General features: G+C 57.2%; 20 protein-coding genes, 1 tRNA gene and 2 pseudogenes. 11 read left to right on the forward strand and 12 right to left on the reverse strand.

Annotation, left to right across the window (positions count from 1 at the left end):
- Positions 1-137: 137 nt before the first annotated feature.
- The 4 genes and pseudogenes from ABJP42_RS15470 to ABJP42_RS15485 form a co-directional block, all read right to left on the reverse strand.
- A complete protein-coding gene (locus tag ABJP42_RS15470) occupies positions 138-260 on the reverse strand; it encodes a hypothetical protein (protein WP_348341925.1) in 123 nt (40 codons plus the stop codon).
- On the reverse strand, positions 257-982 hold the full coding sequence (locus ABJP42_RS15475; RefSeq protein ID WP_348341927.1) for a lysozyme: 726 nt from the start codon (positions 980-982) through the stop codon (positions 257-259). The genes ABJP42_RS15470 and ABJP42_RS15475 overlap by 4 nt, the downstream gene beginning before the upstream one ends.
- A gap of 66 nt (positions 983-1,048) precedes the next feature.
- Positions 1,049-1,258, reverse strand: a complete 210-nt coding sequence (locus ABJP42_RS15480; protein ID WP_348341929.1) for a hypothetical protein — start codon at positions 1,256-1,258, stop codon at positions 1,049-1,051.
- A gap of 74 nt (positions 1,259-1,332) precedes the next feature.
- Positions 1,333-1,964 (reverse strand): annotated as a pseudogene (locus tag ABJP42_RS15485) (transposase); the annotation flags it as partial.
- Positions 1,965-2,218: 254 nt separating this feature from the next.
- On the opposite strand from ABJP42_RS15485, the gene prpE reads away from it, so the two are divergent.
- Both prpE and ABJP42_RS15495 read left to right on the forward strand, forming a co-directional pair.
- Positions 2,219-4,111 (forward strand): propionate-CoA ligase PrpE, encoded by a 1,893-nt coding sequence (prpE, locus tag ABJP42_RS15490; protein ID WP_348341931.1) that lies wholly within the window; start codon positions 2,219-2,221, stop codon positions 4,109-4,111.
- 172 nt (positions 4,112-4,283) lie between these two features.
- Positions 4,284-5,714 carry an amidase family protein gene (locus ABJP42_RS15495; protein ID WP_348341933.1) on the forward strand — a complete coding sequence of 477 codons (1,431 nt, stop codon included), beginning with the start codon at positions 4,284-4,286 and terminating at the stop codon, positions 5,712-5,714.
- Between the two features lie 385 nt (positions 5,715-6,099).
- Here ABJP42_RS15495 and ABJP42_RS15500 read toward each other — a convergent pair whose 3' ends face one another.
- Positions 6,100-6,855 (reverse strand): NAD kinase, encoded by a 756-nt coding sequence (locus ABJP42_RS15500; RefSeq protein WP_348341935.1) that lies wholly within the window; start codon positions 6,853-6,855, stop codon positions 6,100-6,102.
- Between the two features lie 185 nt (positions 6,856-7,040).
- On the opposite strand from ABJP42_RS15500, the gene glyA reads away from it, so the two are divergent.
- On the forward strand, positions 7,041-8,336 hold the full coding sequence (gene glyA, locus ABJP42_RS15505; protein ID WP_348341937.1) for a serine hydroxymethyltransferase: 1,296 nt from the start codon (positions 7,041-7,043) through the stop codon (positions 8,334-8,336).
- A 142-nt stretch (positions 8,337-8,478) separates the two neighbouring features.
- On the opposite strand, the gene ABJP42_RS15510 is transcribed toward glyA, so the two are convergent.
- The 4 genes from ABJP42_RS15510 to ABJP42_RS15525 all read right to left on the reverse strand — a co-directional run bounded on the left by ABJP42_RS15510 (position 8,479) and on the right by ABJP42_RS15525 (position 10,608).
- Positions 8,479-8,766: a YiaA/YiaB family inner membrane protein gene (locus ABJP42_RS15510; protein WP_348341939.1), complete on the reverse strand. Its 288-nt coding sequence runs from the start codon at positions 8,764-8,766 to the stop codon at positions 8,479-8,481.
- 47 nt (positions 8,767-8,813) lie between these two features.
- The gene (locus ABJP42_RS15515; protein ID WP_348341941.1) at positions 8,814-9,521 is read right to left on the reverse strand and encodes a PspA/IM30 family protein; all 708 of its coding nucleotides are present in this window, start codon (positions 9,519-9,521) and stop codon (positions 8,814-8,816) included.
- Between the two features lie 65 nt (positions 9,522-9,586).
- Positions 9,587-10,183 carry a TetR/AcrR family transcriptional regulator gene (locus ABJP42_RS15520; RefSeq protein WP_348341943.1) on the reverse strand — a complete coding sequence of 199 codons (597 nt, stop codon included), beginning with the start codon at positions 10,181-10,183 and terminating at the stop codon, positions 9,587-9,589.
- A gap of 59 nt (positions 10,184-10,242) precedes the next feature.
- On the reverse strand, positions 10,243-10,608 hold the full coding sequence (locus ABJP42_RS15525; protein ID WP_348341945.1) for a hypothetical protein: 366 nt from the start codon (positions 10,606-10,608) through the stop codon (positions 10,243-10,245).
- 123 nt (positions 10,609-10,731) lie between these two features.
- Here ABJP42_RS15525 and ABJP42_RS15530 point away from each other — a divergent pair, with 123 nt between their 5' ends.
- Positions 10,732-11,490, forward strand: coding sequence for an alpha/beta fold hydrolase (locus ABJP42_RS15530; protein WP_348341947.1), 759 nt, complete (start codon positions 10,732-10,734; stop codon positions 11,488-11,490).
- Between the two features lie 68 nt (positions 11,491-11,558).
- On the opposite strand, the gene ABJP42_RS15535 is transcribed toward ABJP42_RS15530, so the two are convergent.
- A complete protein-coding gene (locus tag ABJP42_RS15535) occupies positions 11,559-11,750 on the reverse strand; it encodes a hypothetical protein (RefSeq protein ID WP_348341949.1) in 192 nt (63 codons plus the stop codon).
- Between the two features lie 385 nt (positions 11,751-12,135).
- Here ABJP42_RS15535 and ABJP42_RS15540 point away from each other — a divergent pair, with 385 nt between their 5' ends.
- Together ABJP42_RS15540 and ABJP42_RS15545 are read left to right on the forward strand one after the other, a co-directional pair.
- Positions 12,136-13,338, forward strand: a complete 1,203-nt coding sequence (locus ABJP42_RS15540) for a type IV secretory system conjugative DNA transfer family protein (protein ID WP_348341951.1) — start codon at positions 12,136-12,138, stop codon at positions 13,336-13,338.
- Entirely contained in the window at positions 13,335-13,580 is a 246-nt protein-coding gene (locus tag ABJP42_RS15545) for a hypothetical protein (protein ID WP_348341953.1), read from the forward strand. The genes ABJP42_RS15540 and ABJP42_RS15545 overlap by 4 nt, the downstream gene beginning before the upstream one ends.
- Here ABJP42_RS15545 and ABJP42_RS15550 read toward each other — a convergent pair.
- Positions 13,577-13,882, reverse strand: a complete 306-nt coding sequence (locus tag ABJP42_RS15550; protein WP_348341955.1) for a hypothetical protein — start codon at positions 13,880-13,882, stop codon at positions 13,577-13,579. The genes ABJP42_RS15545 and ABJP42_RS15550 overlap by 4 nt on opposite strands.
- A gap of 25 nt (positions 13,883-13,907) precedes the next feature.
- Here ABJP42_RS15550 and ABJP42_RS15555 point away from each other — a divergent pair, with 25 nt between their 5' ends.
- From ABJP42_RS15555 to ABJP42_RS15570, 4 genes and pseudogenes are all read left to right on the forward strand, one after another.
- On the forward strand, positions 13,908-14,162 hold the full coding sequence (locus ABJP42_RS15555) for a hypothetical protein (protein WP_348341956.1): 255 nt from the start codon (positions 13,908-13,910) through the stop codon (positions 14,160-14,162).
- A gap of 70 nt (positions 14,163-14,232) precedes the next feature.
- Positions 14,233-14,388, forward strand: a complete 156-nt coding sequence (locus ABJP42_RS15560) for a hypothetical protein (protein ID WP_348341958.1) — start codon at positions 14,233-14,235, stop codon at positions 14,386-14,388.
- 392 nt (positions 14,389-14,780) lie between these two features.
- Entirely contained in the window at positions 14,781-15,098 is a 318-nt protein-coding gene (locus tag ABJP42_RS15565) for a recombinase family protein (protein ID WP_348341960.1), read from the forward strand.
- A 47-nt stretch (positions 15,099-15,145) separates the two neighbouring features.
- Positions 15,146-15,652: pseudogene (locus ABJP42_RS15570) on the forward strand (recombinase family protein); the annotation flags it as partial.
- Positions 15,653-16,206: 554 nt separating this feature from the next.
- On the opposite strand, the gene ABJP42_RS15575 reads toward ABJP42_RS15570, so the two are convergent.
- Positions 16,207-16,293: transfer RNA gene (locus ABJP42_RS15575), tRNA-Leu, on the reverse strand.
- A gap of 238 nt (positions 16,294-16,531) precedes the next feature.
- Between ABJP42_RS15575 and hemN the strand changes: the two genes are divergently transcribed.
- Positions 16,532-17,887: an oxygen-independent coproporphyrinogen III oxidase gene (gene hemN, locus ABJP42_RS15580; protein WP_348341962.1), complete on the forward strand. Its 1,356-nt coding sequence runs from the start codon at positions 16,532-16,534 to the stop codon at positions 17,885-17,887.
- Positions 17,888-18,056 lie beyond the last annotated feature (169 nt).

Raw genomic sequence — 18,056 nt, forward strand, 5'->3', positions numbered from 1 at the left:
CGGGGCATGCCTTGTCCCATCAGTACTTCAACCTGCCGTAACTTCACGACGATCTCTTCCGGCTTGGGTCTCTTAATGGCCATACTTGGTCCTCCGCTTTCCTAACTATAGGGGCGGACCACTTCAAAGGGGGAAGCTCACAGGCGGCTCCGGTCATTGAAGGCATCGCCGATAAACCAGACCGCCCCGGCCAACACCGCCACCAGGGCAAGCCCCGGCAGATTGCGCAGAACCCAGGCAATAATCCTGGCCTGTATCATGCGGCCTCTTTCAGGGCCTGATGGCACATCGCCCGCTCAGCGCCGCGCCGGTTGCTCAGGCCACGGATCACCCGCCCGCCGCCACGGTTCCAGCGCGGCAGTTCATTGCAGGCACCGACAAGATCCCCGTCATTGGCCTTGCGCACCAGGGTCGATTTGCAAGCGGCACCCGCCCCGACATTGTAGGTCCAGGAGACCAGGGCGATTTTCATACCGACGGGCACCGGATGGGTCAGGCAGCGATCAAGCTGCGCTTCATAGGAGATAATCTCACGCGCCAGCATCGCATCACATTCGACCTTGCTGTAGCTGTCACTGGGCTGCACCCCTTTGGTTTCGCCATAGCAAACGGTCCAGACGCCAACCACATCGCGATAGGCCTCTGTGCGCAGCCCTTCCCATTGGCCAATGAGGCCAATGGCCGAGGTCAGCGCGATGCCACTGCCCGCAATCGCCCCAACCGTGCGGCGACGGATCGCGCCCACCTGGTTGCGCCGGAACTCGGCAAGGCCGGTGATGCTTTTCTGAAGCACCAGCCGCGCCGGGATCGCCAGCACCTGGCAGAGCGCCGAGGCCATGGCGAAGTAAACCGGATCCCAGCCCAGCATTTCTGGACTGACCAGGGCAAGGAAGAAGCCACCAAGCGAGACAAGCCCCGCGAGGATGAGCCAGATCGACCAAGATTTCTTTAGCGTGACCTTCCAGTCAGAGATCAGTTTCATTTCATTGCTCCAATGCAAATGACCCCGCCATAGGCAGGGTGGTTTCAGGATTAATTGTCGGGGTGGTTACTGGCTGCGGATCTGGGCCTTGCGCAGCATCTCGCGCAGCAGCCGGTTATTCTCCGAAAGCTGCGTTTTCATTTCCTGCAGGCTGCGCGTCAGGTGTTCATAAGAGGCATCCCGCGCGGCGCTTCTGGCCTCCAAAGCGCGCACCCTGGCCGCCAAGGCATCCCGGCGATTTTCTTCAACCGCCTGCGACTGAATCGCCGCGCTCAATGCCTGTCGTCAGAGTTTTTGGAACCACAGGCTGCCTAAACTAAGAGAGCGTTTGGCTCATCTGTTTGGTTTGGTTATGCCGCGTGCTGGCGGTGATGCAAGCGTCGCGCTTCGAGTGTCTTTCGCTTGATCCTTTCGCGTTGCTTTAGAATGGTTTTGTCACGCCCGAAGGAGACATCAGTGGGTGTGAGGTTGTTGATGCTCTCGTGGTAGCGCTGATGATTGTAGTGATCGACGAAGGCTTCGATCTGGGCCTCAGGATCACCCGGCAGGAAGTAGTTTTCCAGCAAGATCCGGTTCTTTAAGGTCTGGTGCCAGCGCTCGATCTTACCTTGGGTTTTCGGATGATATGGCGCACCGCGCGAGTGCTTCATGCCTTTATCCTTCAATCATTCTGACAGATCCTCTGAGAGGTAACTGGAGCTCCTCGCCCTTGTCTCTCGGACCAATGGCGTTCCAATGGCTCGATCGCTGAGCAGACGTGGCTTGTGGACGACATGGATCTGGTCACAACCGGCGACCTGCAAGGCCAGATCCAGTGTATCCGTCACGTCCTGCGCCCGCATAGTTGTACAAAGCTTCCATGAGACGATTTAGCGGCTGTAGTCGTCGAGGAATGAGCCCTTGTCCGCCATTGGTCCGAGGACAATGGGCGAATGCTGAGATAGAACCAGCCCAATACCTTGATGTAGGTGAGGTCGGTTTGCCCACTGCCCGGCAGGGTACACCGCTACACTGACGTCAGACACCGCTACACCCGCTACATAGAGACTCAGCGAATTTTTGAAGTCTTGGCGATATCCACCCAAAAAACTGGAGGTTTGCAATTTTTTTGCAGTCATGTTTGCCCCCTTTCTGCAAAGAAATTGCGTCTCTGTGACGCGGGGTCATTAAGATCTCTTGCTCCGATGGCGCGCCTAGGCGTAACACTTTGCGAAACAAAACGCGTGGAGGACGCCGATGTCATACAAAGAGATCTATGCCAACTGGAAAGCTGACCCCGAAGCCTTTTGGATGCAGGCTGCAGAGGCCATCGACTGGGTGGAAAAACCCTCCAAAGCGCTGACAACCAAGGGCGAAGACCTTTTTGAATGGTTCGCTGATGCCCGCGTCAACACCTGCTATAACGCCGTGGACCGCCATGTCGAGGCCGGACGCGGCGAGCAGACAGCAATCATCTATGACAGCCCAATCACCCATACCAAGCGCGAGATCTCCTATGTAGAGCTGCGCAATCGCGTCGCCAGCCTCGCCGGTGCGCTGCGCGCCAAGGGCATCGAGAAAGGCGATCGTGTTATCATCTATATGCCGATGATCCCCGAGGCGCTGGAGGCCATGCTGGCCTGCGCCCGTATTGGCGCAGTGCATTCGGTGGTTTTTGGCGGATTTGCCGCCAATGAACTGGCCGTGCGGATTGACGATGCCACGCCCAAGGCCATCATTGCCGCCTCCTGCGGGCTCGAGCCTGGCCGGGTGGTGCATTACAAACCGCTGCTGGATGGCGCCATTGATCTGGCCGAGCACAAGCCAGAGTTCTGCGTCATTTTACAACGCGAACAAGAGGTTGCCGAGCTGATTGAGGGCCGTGACGTCAATTGGCATGGCTTCCAATATGGTGTGGAACCCGCCGAATGTGTGCCGGTTGAAGGCAATCACCCCTCCTATATCCTCTATACTTCCGGCACCACTGGTCAGCCCAAGGGCGTGATCCGCCACACCGCGGGCCAGCTGGTGGCCCTGAACTGGACGATGAAGAACATCTACAATGTTGATCCGGGCGATGTGTTCTGGGCAGCCTCGGATGTGGGCTGGGTCGTGGGCCATAGCTATATCTGCTACGCACCGCTGATCCATGGCAACACCACTATCGTGTTTGAAGGCAAGCCCATCGGCACCCCTGATGCGGGCACCTTCTGGCGGGTGATTTCGGAACACAAAGTCAAAAGCTTTTTCACCGCGCCGACAGCCTTCAGAGCGGTCAAGCGCGAAGACCCACAGGGCGAATTTGTTGGCAAGTATGACCTCAGCTACCTCGGCCAGGTCTATCTGGCGGGGGAGCGCGCCGATCCGGACACCATCACCTGGGCGCAAGACAAACTGAACGTCCCAATTGTGGATCACTGGTGGCAAACCGAAACCGGCTGGTCGATTGCCTCCAACCCGCTGGGTATTGAAGAGCTGCCTACCAAACTGGGGTCCCCCGCGGTGCCGATGCCCGGCTACGAGGTCGACATTCTGGACGAAGGCGGCCACCCGGTTGCGGCGGGCGAGCTGGGCGCAATTGCTATCAAGCTGCCCCTGCCCCCCGGCACCCTGCCAACCCTGTGGAATGCTGAGGACCGGTTTAAGAAAAGCTACCTCACCACCTTCCCCGGCTATTATGAGACCGGCGATGCCGGTATGAAGGATGGGGACGGATACCTCTATATCATGGCGCGCACTGATGATGTGATCAATGTGGCGGGGCACCGGCTCTCCACCGGCGGCATGGAAGAAGTGCTGGCAGGTCACCCGGATGTTGCGGAATGCGCGGTGATTGGTGTCGCAGACCAGCTCAAAGGCCAGATGCCGCTTGGGTTCCTTTGCCTCAACGCCGGGGTGACCCGCGATCACAGCGAAATCGTCGCCGAGGTGGTCAAGCTGGTGCGCGAAAAGATCGGGCCGGTTGCGGCCTTTAAGCTGGCGGTGGTGGTGGATCGCCTGCCCAAGACGCGATCGGGCAAGATCCTGCGCGGCACCATGGTCAATATCGCCGATGGCACCAAATGGAAGATGCCTGCCACCATTGATGATCCAGTGATTCTAGACGAAATCACTGTGGCGCTGCAGGGCCTCGGCTACGCCAAAGGCTGAGACCAAGCCACGAGGGACCGGGGGCGCAGGCCCCCGTCCGACCACTTGGCCCAGGCAATCGCGCTAAAACTGGCATTTCCCGTAGATTTTTCCAGATGGCAGGCCGCTGCCGTCTGGTTTCCCTTGCAACCCCATATTGCCGCTCTACCCTGCCGGGCAGGAGAACAGCTTTATGAACACAGATGACATTTGGCGCCTGAGCGCCACGGACCTTTCCACCCTGACCCGCGCCGGTGATATTTCTGCTGAAGCCGCAGTGCAGGCTTCGATTGACCGCATGGCGGCAGTAAACCCCGCCCTGAACGCAGTGGTCGAAGATTTGAGCGTCGAGGCGCTGACCCGCGCGCAATCTCTGGACCAGGCCCGTGCCAGTGGGGCTGCACCAGGTCCGCTGCAGGGGGTTCCGGTCACCATAAAGATCAATGTCGATCAGGAAGGCCATGCCACCTCTAATGGGGTCACCGCGCTGAAGGATCTGATTGCACCGGGCGATGCGCCGGTGGTGGCTAATCTGGAAAAGGCGGGCGCCGTGGTGATTGGCCGGACCAATACGCCAGAGTTCTCCTTTCGCGCCGATACCGACAATCCCTTGCATGGCCGCACCCATAACCCCTGGGGGGAGCATATCTCACCGGGCGGCTCCTCTGGTGGTGCCGGCGCTGCGGTGATGGCGGGCATTGGCGCGCTGGCCCATGGCAATGACATTGGTGGCAGCCTACGGTTTCCGGCCTCGGCCAATGGGGCTGTCACCGTCAAACCTGGCCTGGGACGCGTTCCCGCCTGGAACCCCAGCCAAAAGGCAGAGCGCGGCATGCTGGCGCAATCGATGTCGGTACAGGGATTGATCACCCGTTCGGCTGCTGATCTGCATCTAGCGATGCCAAGCCTGATCGCAGCGGATATCCGCGATCCTTTCCATGTTCCCCTGCCCTGGCGGGGCGAAGCACAGGATGGCCCCATCAAGGTGGCTTTTACCCGCAACACCTTTGGCTATGACCTGCATCCAGAGGTCAATGTGGCGTTGGAGACTGCGCGCGATGCCCTTGCCGATGCCGGCTATGTGGTCGAAGAGGTCGAGCCGCCCAATGTCTTTGAGGCCGGGCGCTCCGGGTATCGGGCCTTGATGGGTGAAGTCTATGCGATGATGAAGCAGGACGTGGATGCAGCCGGGTCCGAAACCGTGCAAAAGATCTTTGAGGTCTATTTTCAGGAGTTCCCGCCCTTTGCTGGAACCGAACTGCTGCAAATGATGGCCAAGCGCAGCCACTATGCGCGTGAATGGGCGGTCTTTATGCAGGACTATCCGCTGGTGCTGACGCCGTTTTTACCGCAGCCCTTCTTTAAACCCGACCGCGACACCGAAGGTGCCGAGGGCGTGCACGAGGTGCTGGGCTGTGCGGTCTATTCCTATGCGATGAACTACCTCGGCCTGCCTGCAGGCTGCGTGCCCGCCCGTCTGGCTCCACTGGAAACCGGCCCACAGCCGATCAATGTGCAGATCGTGGCCCGCAGTTGGCGCGAAGATATGGCCGTGGATGCCTGCGTTGCGATCGAACAGCGGGTTGGACGTTTCAGCCCGCATTTGTGGGATCTGATGGGCTAAAAGTACCCACTGACCGCGCCAGTGATACTGATCCGCAACCAAGTCTTTGCCCCCGCAGTACCGGCATAGCAGAGGCAGAAAGGAAACCGGGAGATGGATTGCTCCCCTCCCGGTCCCTTTCATACCGTGAAAACTCGCTGACCAGCGGCTTTCCATCCCATAAGGCCAGGGCAGCCACTCCACACCGGTAAATCCATTAAAAACAAAATCATACTTGGAAACTGGACTTCCCGCTCTAGCAGAATGACTGATCACAGGGGCACAAGACAGCCCCCTCACAGAAACGTGATCGTATAGCGCGCAACTAAAAGATGCGCAAAATGGAACTCAACTCACCTAAGGCTTGATCGGTGATATTCGGGCGCCAGAGCCTACCGCATGGAGGTCAGGTGAATTGCTCTGAAATCAACCGCTCTTCCAAGCCATGGCCGGGATCAAACAGGATCTTGTGGCGAATGCTCCGCTCAGTCTGGATTTCCACCCATTCGATATCCGGGCAAGAGATCGAATCTGCATCCGCCATCACCGGTCGTTTGTCGGCCTCCAAAACATCAAACCGTACCCTGGCACTGCTGGGAAGCAAGGCCCCCTGCCAACGGCGGGGCCGAAAGGCGGCAATGGCAGTCAATGCCAGCACATCCGAACCAATGGGAAGGATCGGCCCATGGGCGGAATAATTGTAAGCGGTGGACCCCGCCGGAGTGGAGACCAATGCGCCATCGCAGACCAGTTCCGCCAGCCGTTGACGGCCATCCACAGAGATCTTTAACCGCGCTGCCTGCGGGCCAGCACGCAGCAAGGACACCTCATTGATCGCCAGCGCCTTGTGCGTGACACCGGAACGATCCATGGCCGTCATCGACAGAGGGTTGATGATTTCTTCCTCGGCGTCTTCAAGCCGCCCGATCAAGCCATCCTCGTGGTACTCATTCATCAAAAAACCAACGGTGCCCCGGTTCATTCCGTAGACCGGCACCGCCAGATCAACCACCTCGTGCAGGGTTTTGAGCATGAATCCATCACCGCCCAGGGCAACAATCACATCAGCCTTTTCGGGCGTTGTATTCCCGTGCAATGTCACCAGGGCGTCATAGGCCGTTTGCGCTACAGGAGCATCACTGGCCAAGAAGGCGATTCTCATAGTCTCTAAACCCTGTTTCCGGTGTGAGCCATTTCGTTCCGAAACAAGCACAGCTGAACCACAAAGACCAGAGTTGCCGCTCTATGTTCGATGATTGCCGCTTTACAGCCTTTAAGATCCCTGATGTTTCCGATAGGAAATCTCCAGATCCACCTACCCTGCCCTTCTTACCTAGCGGAGCCACCATGACAGCGACCACCCGTGACCCCGGATTTTTCACCGAAGCTCTGGCTGAACGTGACCCTGAACTTTTTGGTGCGATGACCGACGAGCTGCACCGCCAGCGCGACGAGATCGAGCTAATTGCCTCTGAGAATATCGTCTCTGCCGCCGTGATGGAAGCGCAGGGCTCGGTGCTCACCAACAAATACGCCGAAGGGTACCCAGGCCGCCGCTACTATGGTGGTTGTCAGCACGTCGATGTCGCCGAGAACCTCGCCATTGACCGCGCCAAACAGCTGTTTGGCTGTGACTTTGCCAATGTGCAGCCCAACTCTGGCTCCCAGGCCAACCAGGGTGTGTTCCAGGCGCTGATCCAGCCCGGTGATACCATCCTTGGCATGGACCTCTCTGCGGGTGGGCACCTGACCCATGGCGCACGTCCCAACCAGTCGGGCAAGTGGTTCAACGCCATTCACTACGGTGTGCGTGAAGACGACAACCTGATCGACTACGATCAGATCCAGGCCCTGGCAACTGAGCACCAGCCCAAGCTGATCATCGCTGGTGGTTCTGCCATCCCACGTCAGATCGACTTTGCCCGTTTCCGTGAAATCGCTGATTCCGTTGGTGCCTTCTTCATGGTCGACATGGCGCATATCGCTGGTCTGATCGCCGCCGGAGAGCACCCCTCGCCCTTCCCGCATGCCCATGTGGCCACCACCACCACCCACAAGACCCTGCGCGGTCCCCGTGGTGGTATGATCGTCACCAATGATGCGGATATCGCCAAAAAGGTAAACTCGGCAATCTTCCCCGGCATCCAGGGCGGCCCCTTGATGCATGTGATCGCTGGTAAGGCCGTGGCCTTTGGCGAAGCCCTGCGCCCCGAGTTCAAAGACTACCAGAAACAAGTCCGCGCCAATGCGGTTGCTCTGGCGGATGAGCTGATCAAAGGTGGTTTGGACATTGTCACCGGCGGCACCGACACTCATGTTATGCTGGTTGATCTGCGTCCCAAAGGCGTGACCGGCAATATCGTCGACAAGGCCCTGGGCCGCGCCCATATCACCACCAACAAAAACGGCATTCCGTTTGACCCTGAAAAGCCCATGGTCACCTCTGGTATCCGTCTCGGCACACCCGCAGGCACCACTCGTGGCTTTGGTGAGGTTGAATTCCGCGAGATCGCTCAGTTGATCGTTGAAGTGGTCGATGGCCTGGCCGCCAATGGCGAAGAAGGCAATGCAGAAGTGGAAGCCGCGGTACGGGGCAAGGTCTCGACCCTTTGCGCCAAATTTCCGCTCTATCCAAACCTGTAAGTCAGGCCCAAACCCCTAAAAACCAGAGCCGTCGCTGGGCACTCCAGCGGCGGCTCTGCAGTTTTTGCAGCAAGATCTAAGGAACGGTAAAACTCACTATTTGCGCAAGCCTCTGCGGTCCGATGCAATTGCTTTTTGAAGATTACAGATCCGATTTTGGATCCAGCAGCGCCTCTTCCAGAATCTTTTCGTTGCGGGCATCCTCGATGCGACGAATGCGGTCCTCGCTGGAGCGATTGTCAAAACGGTATTTCACCACATTGATCAGGCTCAGCGTCAAAAGCAGGATGCCCATGGCCCAAAAGCCTTTGGTGGCCAGTGGTACATCCGTGGAAAGCCAGAGGGAAATGCCGAGCATCCCGTAGGAAATGGCAACACCGGCCATATTGAGGATAGAAATCAAAGCGTTGTCATTGCGTTCGTTGGTCATAGTAAAACTCCGGTCTGAATAGTCTTGGGTTTGAAATCTGGGTGTTCTTATTGCTGGCGCAGGCGGTTCAACACATCTGCAGCCGTGCTGCGGTGCTGATCGCCAAAGCCCGCATCCGCCAAGTCCTGTGCCGCATTTGCATGGTTTAGGCCTCGGTCGATCTCTTGCAAGATCTGGCCGGTCTCAAAAGGATCATCCTGTTGCAGCACCCGGCTGACCAGGGCTTCGGCCTCTTCCATCGGACTCTGGCCCAGGCTTTGACTTTGGTTCAACCGGCGCTGGATATCCTGTTCGCGCCGCGTAGCCCGCGCCATAACCGCCCCCTGCTTCAGATCGGTTATGCGGCGCTGTGCCGCCTCCAGGGATTGGCGCAGTTGCAGGACCCGCGCCTCGAGCCGGGCAACAGTTTCCTGACGTTGATCCCTTTCATTTTCCATCTGCGCAATGGCCGCAGTGGCTGGCTGCACCAGGTCCATGCGCTCGTCAGCCAATGCCTCTTTGGCCCGCCCCATCAGATCACTGATGCGCGCCTCCAGCCGCGCCAGCTGCTGCGCCTCGCTACGCTGGCGCTGGATCAGGCTGGCCAGGGTCATCTTGGCGGCCCGGTGGTTGCCTTCGGCTTCGCGGATCTTTTGGTCAATCAGTTCGATCGAATACTTGTCGCGCAGCTGCTCTTCGGCACGGGCATTTGCGCCGGTGATCAGAGTTTTCAAAGTCGAGAACATTGCTTCCTCCATTTCGTGAACATCGTTCATGAGATGGATGTAGCAATTGAATGAACGGCGTTCAAGAAAAAACATGAACGGTGTTCAATTTTCTCCTAACGCTCTGTAATCTGAAGCAAAATCTGTGAGATCATCTCTTCTACACGCCCTCGCGGTACGCCAGAGATCCGATTCTCCAATCCCAAGAGCACGATTCCATGCACCGAAGAGAACAAGGCCCGCACCATCAAGGCCAGCTCGGCGGGTGATTTATCCGGGAAAACTTCTGACACCGGGCGGGCGATATTGGCAAATAGCGCCTCCAACTCTTGCAGATACCAGGCTGGCACTGGCCCATCCACAGGTAGATCAATATCAAACAGCGCCCGCCACAGGGATGTATTATCAGCGGCAAAGCCAAGATAGGCATGGCTCATCAGGACCAGGCGCTGCTGCGGGCTCTGCCCCTCAGCTCCGTCCAAGGAACCGGTGACACAGGCCCCGAGCTTTCTAAAAGTACGCCCATTCACGGCCATGACAATGGCATTGAGATCCTCAAAGGCATTGTAGATCGCGCCCACCGCGCAGCCCGCATCCTTGGCCAGATCCCGCGCCCGCAGGGCACTGGCACCCTGCGCTTCTATCCGGCGCTCCGCCGCTTCGGTCAGTTTTTCGCGTAGCGCAACGCGGCGCTGCTCTGATTTTGTCACCATTGCCCTATTCCCTGAACCTTGTTCAAAGGGTAGTTCGGATTGGCCAGCTTGGAAAGCTGTCAGATAAACCCGCGCCAGCGCAGCACCGTCAACAGCAGCACAAATACCACCAAAATCGAAAACGCCATGCTGCCCAGAATATCCAGAATGCGGCCCTTGCGCCGATCCGCTACATCAATCTTCTTGAGATGTGTCTTCACTTCACGCGCGGCCCGTTTTAGGGCCTTTTCGTCCTGGATCAGCCGCAGCTTGGGGTGTTCCAGTAGCGGCAGGGCCTCTGCCAGCTTCATGCCCTGCTTATAGATCCGGCGCGGCAGCCTGCGACGGGCCTTGCCCAAAGCTGTCGCCAGATCACCAGAAGCCTCCGCCCGCGAGCCGAGCAGCTCCCTTACTTCCTCAATATCAGCTAAGATGTCCTGGGCCATACTGGCGCTCCGCTCCCTTGGGCCCTTCGCCTTGGCCCTATTGTTCTCTCCCGTTGTTACCCCAAGCCTCGGCGCGCCTCAATGGGTCTGGCCATGCATCACTACGGGCGATATCACTGCCCCATGCTGAACACGATTGTACATGGCCAAGCCACCGATAAACCCTCCCTTCTGATCGCACACGGGCTCTATGGATCCGCGCGAAACTGGGGGGTCATCTGCAAGAGGCTCTCGGATGAGCGGCAAGTGGTGGCGGTAGACATGCGCAACCATGGCCAAAGCGCCTGGACCCAAGGCCATAGCTATCCAGAGATGGCCGAGGATCTGGCCGAGGTGATCATAGCACATGGCGGTCAGATGGATGTGATTGGGCACTCCATGGGCGGCAAGGCCTCGATGATGCTGGCCCTGAACCACCCAGAGCTGGTCAACCGGCTGATCGTTGCCGATATCGCTCCGGTCCCCTATGGCCACAGCCAGATCCAATTCATCGAAGCCATGCGCGCGGTGGATTTTGATCAGGTGGAACGCCGCCCCGATGTCGAGTCGCAGCTGGCCGCAGCCGGTGTAGAGCCTGCCCTGCAGAGCTTTTTCACCCAGTCTCTGGATATTCCCAACAAAGGCTGGCGGCTCAATCTCGACACCCTGGCGCAGCACATGCCCAAGATCATGTCCTTTCCCGAAACCGTGGCCCAATGGCCCGGAGCCGTGTTGTTTCTATCCGGTGGAACCTCGGACTATGTGCGCCGCGAAGATCGCGAGACTATCCTGGCCCGGTTTCCCAATGCCCGTTTTGCCAAGATCCCCGGCGCAGGCCACTGGCTGCACGCAGAAAAGCCACGCGAGTTCGAGGCCAATGCCCGCGCGTTTCTGAACGCCTGAACCACGCGCAGACAGAACAGCCGTGGCACAGCCCCGTCTGTTCTAATCTATCTGTCGCTTGATGCGGTCTAATGCGCCGAGTTCTGATACAGCTGGCGTGCCACCATCCAGGCCACTGGCAGTCCCAGGACAGCACCGGCTGCTGCTGCCAGCAGAATGGCATTGACCGACACAAAACCAGCCACCAGCACGGCGATAACGCCAGCGCCGGCAAGACTGCTGCCGATAAGAGAATAAAGAACGGATGCAAGGCGCAACATGCGGGCCTCCTCGGATGTGAGGTTTGGACTATGAATCACTTCCTACCCATCCGCTCCCCTCGCCGCTTTGATCCGGATCAGTTTTGTCCTAGCTATCGATACCTGGATCAACGGGTTCCTGAACCGGTGCACCAGCCTCTTTCCAATCGGATAATCCGGTCCCCCCCTCAGTCTACCTCTGAGTATGGGATTGAGTGATCCACAATGGAACCCCATGAGACAACTAACTGTCTAGTACGGTTCATTTTTGCATTCATTTGAGAATTTCTGAAGCACCCTGATACAGAGTGTTGGTGCAGAAGAGCGGACGAAGCAGGCGTCTAGAAAATCAGGGGCACCTCAGTTCTCGCTGTTGGCGTCATCAGGTCGCTCAGCCATTCTGGTGATGGACAATAAGGACGCAGAGATCGCCGCGCAGTGCCTACCCATGCTCAAAGAGTTGGGTGTGCCGACTGCTGTTATCGACGACACCTATGTACTGCCGTGTGACGTTCACGGGCGCGTCAGGCTCAATGCGATGCAATCGGTTGTACAAACGTACCTGACGCATCCTGAGGATCAGGTTTTTGCCAATGATGCGGTAACGCTGACAGCCATTGAAGAACCAGAAAACGATCAACGAAACCGGTACTTCAGGGCTTGGCCACGCCTGCTGATCGAGTTCGTAATTTATCTGCTGTTGAAACGCGATCCTGAGATGGCGACACCCGGCGCTGTCTGGGCCTTGTTGTCAAATCCAGACCAGCTGCGCCATTTTGCTGAGATCGAAGCGGTTGAGGGCGATGGCATGCTCAAAAGCCTCGCTGTGAACATAGTCGGAAAGGCGAAACATGAACATTGGCCACAGCATTTGCAGGCGGCATGTGACGCGATGCGTATTTTTGGCGTTGGGACGCGGCTCCATCTCGCAGGCCACAAAACCGATACGACCCACACTGATTTGATTCAAAAACGTGCTGTTGTGTTTCTCTGGGGATCACAAGCCAACATGGGGTCGATGGGCATCTGCTATGGACTGCACCTGATGAGCTTCATCCGCGCAGCGTACTTGCGAGCTGGTCCGCTCTGGATCGGTGCAGACGAATTTACCAATGCACAAGTGAAGAAACTGGTTGAAGCTCTGACCACCCTGCGGGCCTACGGCGTCACCGTTTCAATGATCACCCAAAGCCGTTCAGAAATCGAGCGCATGCTCGGCAAACATGAAATCCTCACAATCGAAGACAATAGAAACATCAAACAATGGTTCGGTTTCTCCAACTTTGAAGAGGCAGAACGTGTCTCAAAAGCCAAGGGGGAAGAACATGTGGTCTCCGCTGGGATCAGTGGCGGCAATGATGATCTGTCCCTGCAGACCAATCTTAGCCTGACCAAACAGCCCTTCCAAACACCTGCAGAGCTTATGGCGATGCCACGTGGAATGCAGCTTATGCACGGCAAGGGATTTGGCTTCCGCCTTTTGCGCACCGCAGGACAGCAAAACATAGCCCCATACTGCAACCTGATTGCGGACAACCCGCTGGAGGGAGGCAGACTGCCGTCTGACCCCAAGATCACCTTCACTTTGCCAGAGGAGACACGTACATGAAGTTTGCCGCATTGTTCTTATGGCTGGCCCTGCCGATTGCAGGTTATGCCACCTACCAGCTTTACGGATCGCCAAATCTGATCTGGAGTTACGAATTCCGCGCCATTGGTGCGCGTTACGATCTTACGATCCCAAGGTGCTATACATCCTGCACCTATGTCGGTTGGGGTTTGCGCACAGTCACACTGTCTGCGCAAGCCGCCCGCTGTCCTTGGGAGCGACTGTTGAAGGTGCAGGGTTAATGCAGCGACCTGCCTCCCTGAGCCACATAGCTCTCGTATCTGAGGTGCTGTAGTCCAAAGAGTTCAATCATGCCTGTGCGGGCCATGGCTTTGATGCCTTCAAGGATCGTGTCCTGGCGGACTTTGCCGCCTGTAATCAGCTCATCGCAATGATCCCGATCTGCAATGCTGAAGATACGGTGGGACGCGACTGCCTCCCAGAATACCACGTATTCCAACCGATCAGGCCATGCTTCCACGTCCTCTATGTCTTCAAAGACAACCATGACACCAGCATACCACAGCCATGTTTTAAAAGTCATTTTTTGAACGAAAGGAGTCCACAACATGCCCTCTGAAATCGAAATATCCATCGCAGAAATGTTCAGCGATGCCACCCGACAAAACATGGTGACGGAACTACGGACGCAAGATGATTGGGATCGTTTCAAAGCCATTGATGAGACAGCCCGCCAGCGCACCAGGGACGAGATTGATGGGTATGAACGCGACCGACCACTGCGTCTGGCCGCTGCCCGCAAGGACATCATTGATGAGGCGGGCTCGCTGACTTTTGAGTCATCCCACGCCTTTCGGCACTGACAAGTCCGACAAAGATGAAATTGAACGCCAAGCCGTTGCACGGGTCTTCAACGACCGCCAATCCACTCTGATGAGTATCAAGGCAGATGAGGTTGAAGCCGATGACCCCCTCCGCGCCGACATTCATGCCCGCGAAGATGTCAGGAGCTTCGCATGTGATGCCTTTGAACATGCGGGAAAACAAACAGAATACCCGCAGAAGTCGCGCTCAGGCCCCGCCCGATAATCTTAATAAACCCTTGCCCCGCATAGGAGGATACGCCCACAGTGCTCCCCTTTTGTTCCCGCACATTAGTTGTGCGGGAACAAAAGGGGAGCACAACAGGAAGCACAGATATGACAGACATCGCCCCGCCTAAACAAATAGACAAAATGCCCAACCACCATACCGTAGCCTTCGACTGGCGCGATTGGTTGCCCTACCTGGACGACGACATTCCCGAAGATCAGAAACGTCAGTTGATCGAAGCCCTTTGGTCGATCATCCTTTGATTTGTCGATCTCGGGTACGATATCAAATCGACACAGATCCCGAGGGGGACGCAGCATGAGTGATATCGCCCCCAAAGCCCTTATCTATTGCCGCATTTCTTCACGCACCAGGCTGAAGGCCAGGAATTGCGCTGCCGCCAGCATGCAGCCAACAAGCGCTACGAGGTTGCCGCTGTCTTTCCCGACACTATCACCGGAGGCGGTGATTATCTCAAACGCCCCGGCATGATGGCGCTGTTGAGTTTTATCGACGCGCACCCCAACGAACGCTTCATTGTTATCTTTGACGACCTGAAACGCGCCAGCCGCGATACCCGCGCCTATCTTGATCTGCGTGATGCCTTCCGCGCCCGTGGCGCGGCTCTGGATTGTCTCATCATGAAGTTGGGCGATACGCCTGAGGATGAGTTCATGAGACCAACATGGCGGCGCAGGGCGCGTTAGAGCGCAAGCAGAACGGAAGTCAGGTAGCGCAAAAGATGAAGGCACGGATGGAATCGGGCTATTCGATACGCTACCCTCCCATCGGCTACAAATACGAGGTCATCAAGCCACATGGTATAGTACTTGTCCCCGTTGAGCCGCTTGCTTCAATCATCCGCGAGGCCTTTGAGGGCTATGCCAATGGCCGCTTCCAGTCTCAGGCGGAGGTCAAACGCTTCTTTGAAAGCCACCCGGACTTCCCCCGCAATGCAAAGGGCATCGTCACGCAGCAGCGCGTAACGGACGTTCTGAAACTGCCGCTCTATACTGGCTACATCTGTTCCGAGAATTACGGCATCCACTGGCTCAAAGGGTATCATGAAGGGCTGATCTCTGTTGAGACCTTCGACAAGGTTCAAGCACGTCGTGAGGGCGTCGCCAAAACACCATCACGCAAGAACATCGGCAAGGACTTTGTCCTACGTGGCATGGTCTGCTGCGCAGGCTGTGGTGTGCCTCTGCGCTCATCGTGGAGCAAAGGCCGCAGTGCAACCTACGCCTATTACCTCTGTCAGACCAAATCCTGTGAAGCCTATGGCAAGTCGATTGCCCGCGACAAAGCAGAGAGTGACATTGGTGACCTTATCAAGACGCTGGAGCCGACGCCGCAGCTTATCACCCTTGCCAAGGCACTGTTCCGCCATGCCTGGGATCAGCGCATGGCGCAGGCACAAGAGGCCATCCAGTCTGGTCAGCACCAGATCAAGACCGTTGAAAAGCAGATCGAGGCCTTGCTGGCCCACATCATGGAATCGAACAATATCACCGTGATCGAAGCCTACGAAGATAAGATCACCAAATTGCAGCGCAGCAAGATAATCTTAGCCGAACAACTGGCAAATCAGGCAGCACCTCAAGGGTCTTACACCGAAAAACTAAAACCGGCCCTGACATTCCTCGCAAACCCTTGGAAACTTTGGAAAACAGGCCATTTTGCACTGCGCCGTACAGTGCTGATACTGGTCTGCGCAAACCGCATTCAATATGATCTAAATGAGGGCCCTAGAACCGCCGAAATAGCGTTACTATTCAAAGTGTTAGAAAGGTCTGCAGACCCGAAAGTCTGTAATGGTGCCCAGGAGAGGACTCGAACCTCCACATCGTTGCCAATACTAGCACCTGAAGCTAGCGCGTCTACCAATTCCGCCACCTGGGCAGGTGTCGTGGGGCGCGTATAAGACGATGACGGGCGGGCGTCAAATGGAAATACACGCCGAGAGACCAAAAAACCCTCTCGCTCTTAGTTCTTCGGCATGAACACCAAAGTCTTTATTTTTTTCAGCCGCTTACTGGAGTGCAGGCGGCAAGAGTGCTCCTGTGGTGCGGGAGCATTTTCTCTGGCCAATTTGATCCTGCGCAAAGCAGCCTGGATGATAAAGCGACACATGGGAGTCATGAAACAGATTGACCGCCTTGCTGCGCTTGGGCTTTTTGACAGCCGCGTGCCCCGCTATACATCCTACCCCACCGCCCCGGTGTTCAGCCCCTCTGTTGGGGTGGACACGCAGCAACGCCATCTCGCCGCCTTGGACCCGGCGGTGCCGGTATCGGTCTATATCCATATTCCCTTTTGCGAACGCCTGTGCTGGTTCTGCGCCTGTCGCACCCAGGGCACCCAATCTCTCAGCCCGGTTGAGAGCTACATCGGTACTCTGGAAGCCGAGCTGACCCTCCTGGCAGATCGCCTGCCCAAGGGGCTGCAGATGGGACGTCTGCATTGGGGCGGAGGCACCCCGACTATCCTGCCACCTGAGCTGATCCACCGGCTGGCTCGCGCCATCAAATCTGTGTTTCCACAAACACCGGAATGGGAGTTTTCAGTCGAGATTGACCCTACCTTGGTGGACCGGAAAAAAATCGCTGCGCTTGCCGCCGAAGGTATGAACCGGGCCAGCATTGGTATTCAGGACTTTGATCCGCTGGTGCAAAAGGCCATTGGCCGTGAACAGCCCTATGAGGCGACGCTGGCCTGTGTCGAGGATCTGCGCGATGCGGGTATCACCTCGCTCAATGCGGATCTGGTCTACGGCCTGCCGCATCAGACCCCGACCCGCATGGCAGACACTTTGGACAAGGTCCTGAGCCTGAAGCCCGACCGTATTGCCCTGTTTGGCTATGCACATGTACCCTGGGTGGCGAAGCGGCAAAAACTGATTGATGAGGCAGTTCTGCCGGATGATCTGGCGCGGCACGCTCTTGCTGGTCAGGCCGCGTCCGCCTTTGCAGCGGCCGGGTTCGAAGCCATTGGCATCGACCATTTTGCCCTGTCTAAGGATGGTCTGGCAGAGGCCGCACGCAGCGGCCATTTGCGCAGGAACTTCCAGGGCTATACCGAAGACAAATGCCCGGCCCTCATCGGCATTGGAGCCTCATCGATCTCCCGCTTTCCCGGAGGCTACATACAGAACTCCGCGGCGACTCCGGCCTATGTCAAAGCGATTGAGGCCGGTCAGTTGGCAGGCGCCCGTGGGCACGAGATGACGCAGGAAGACCAGATGCGCGCGCGCACTATTGAAATGATCATGTGCGATTTCGCCCTGGATCGCCGCGCCCTGCAGATGCAATTTGGCCCGCTCACCGATGGTCTCGAACCTGATCTTGCGAAGGTTCTCGCCCGATTTGGCGATCTTGTCACCCTGGATGAGGACAAGATGGAGATCACTCCGGAGGGTCGCCCCCTGACGCGGATCATCGCCAGCCTGTTTGATGCTCATATGCCTGCGGATGCAAAGTTCAGCCGCGCCTCCTAGTTCAGGAAAGCGACACGGCCACCTAAACCGCAAGAAAGAGCCGCGATTTCAAACCGGGCCGCCCCAGCCTAAGGGGCAGGCCTGCTCCAGGCGTTCGGCTACCATGCCACGCAGTTGTAAGAGGCCCGTGACCCGGGCATCAATCTCGGCCAGTTTTTCGCGCAGCACT

It is taken from the genome of Pseudophaeobacter sp., from assembly GCF_039971195.1.
In the GTDB taxonomy this organism is placed as follows: Bacteria; Pseudomonadota; Alphaproteobacteria; order Rhodobacterales; family Rhodobacteraceae; genus Pseudophaeobacter.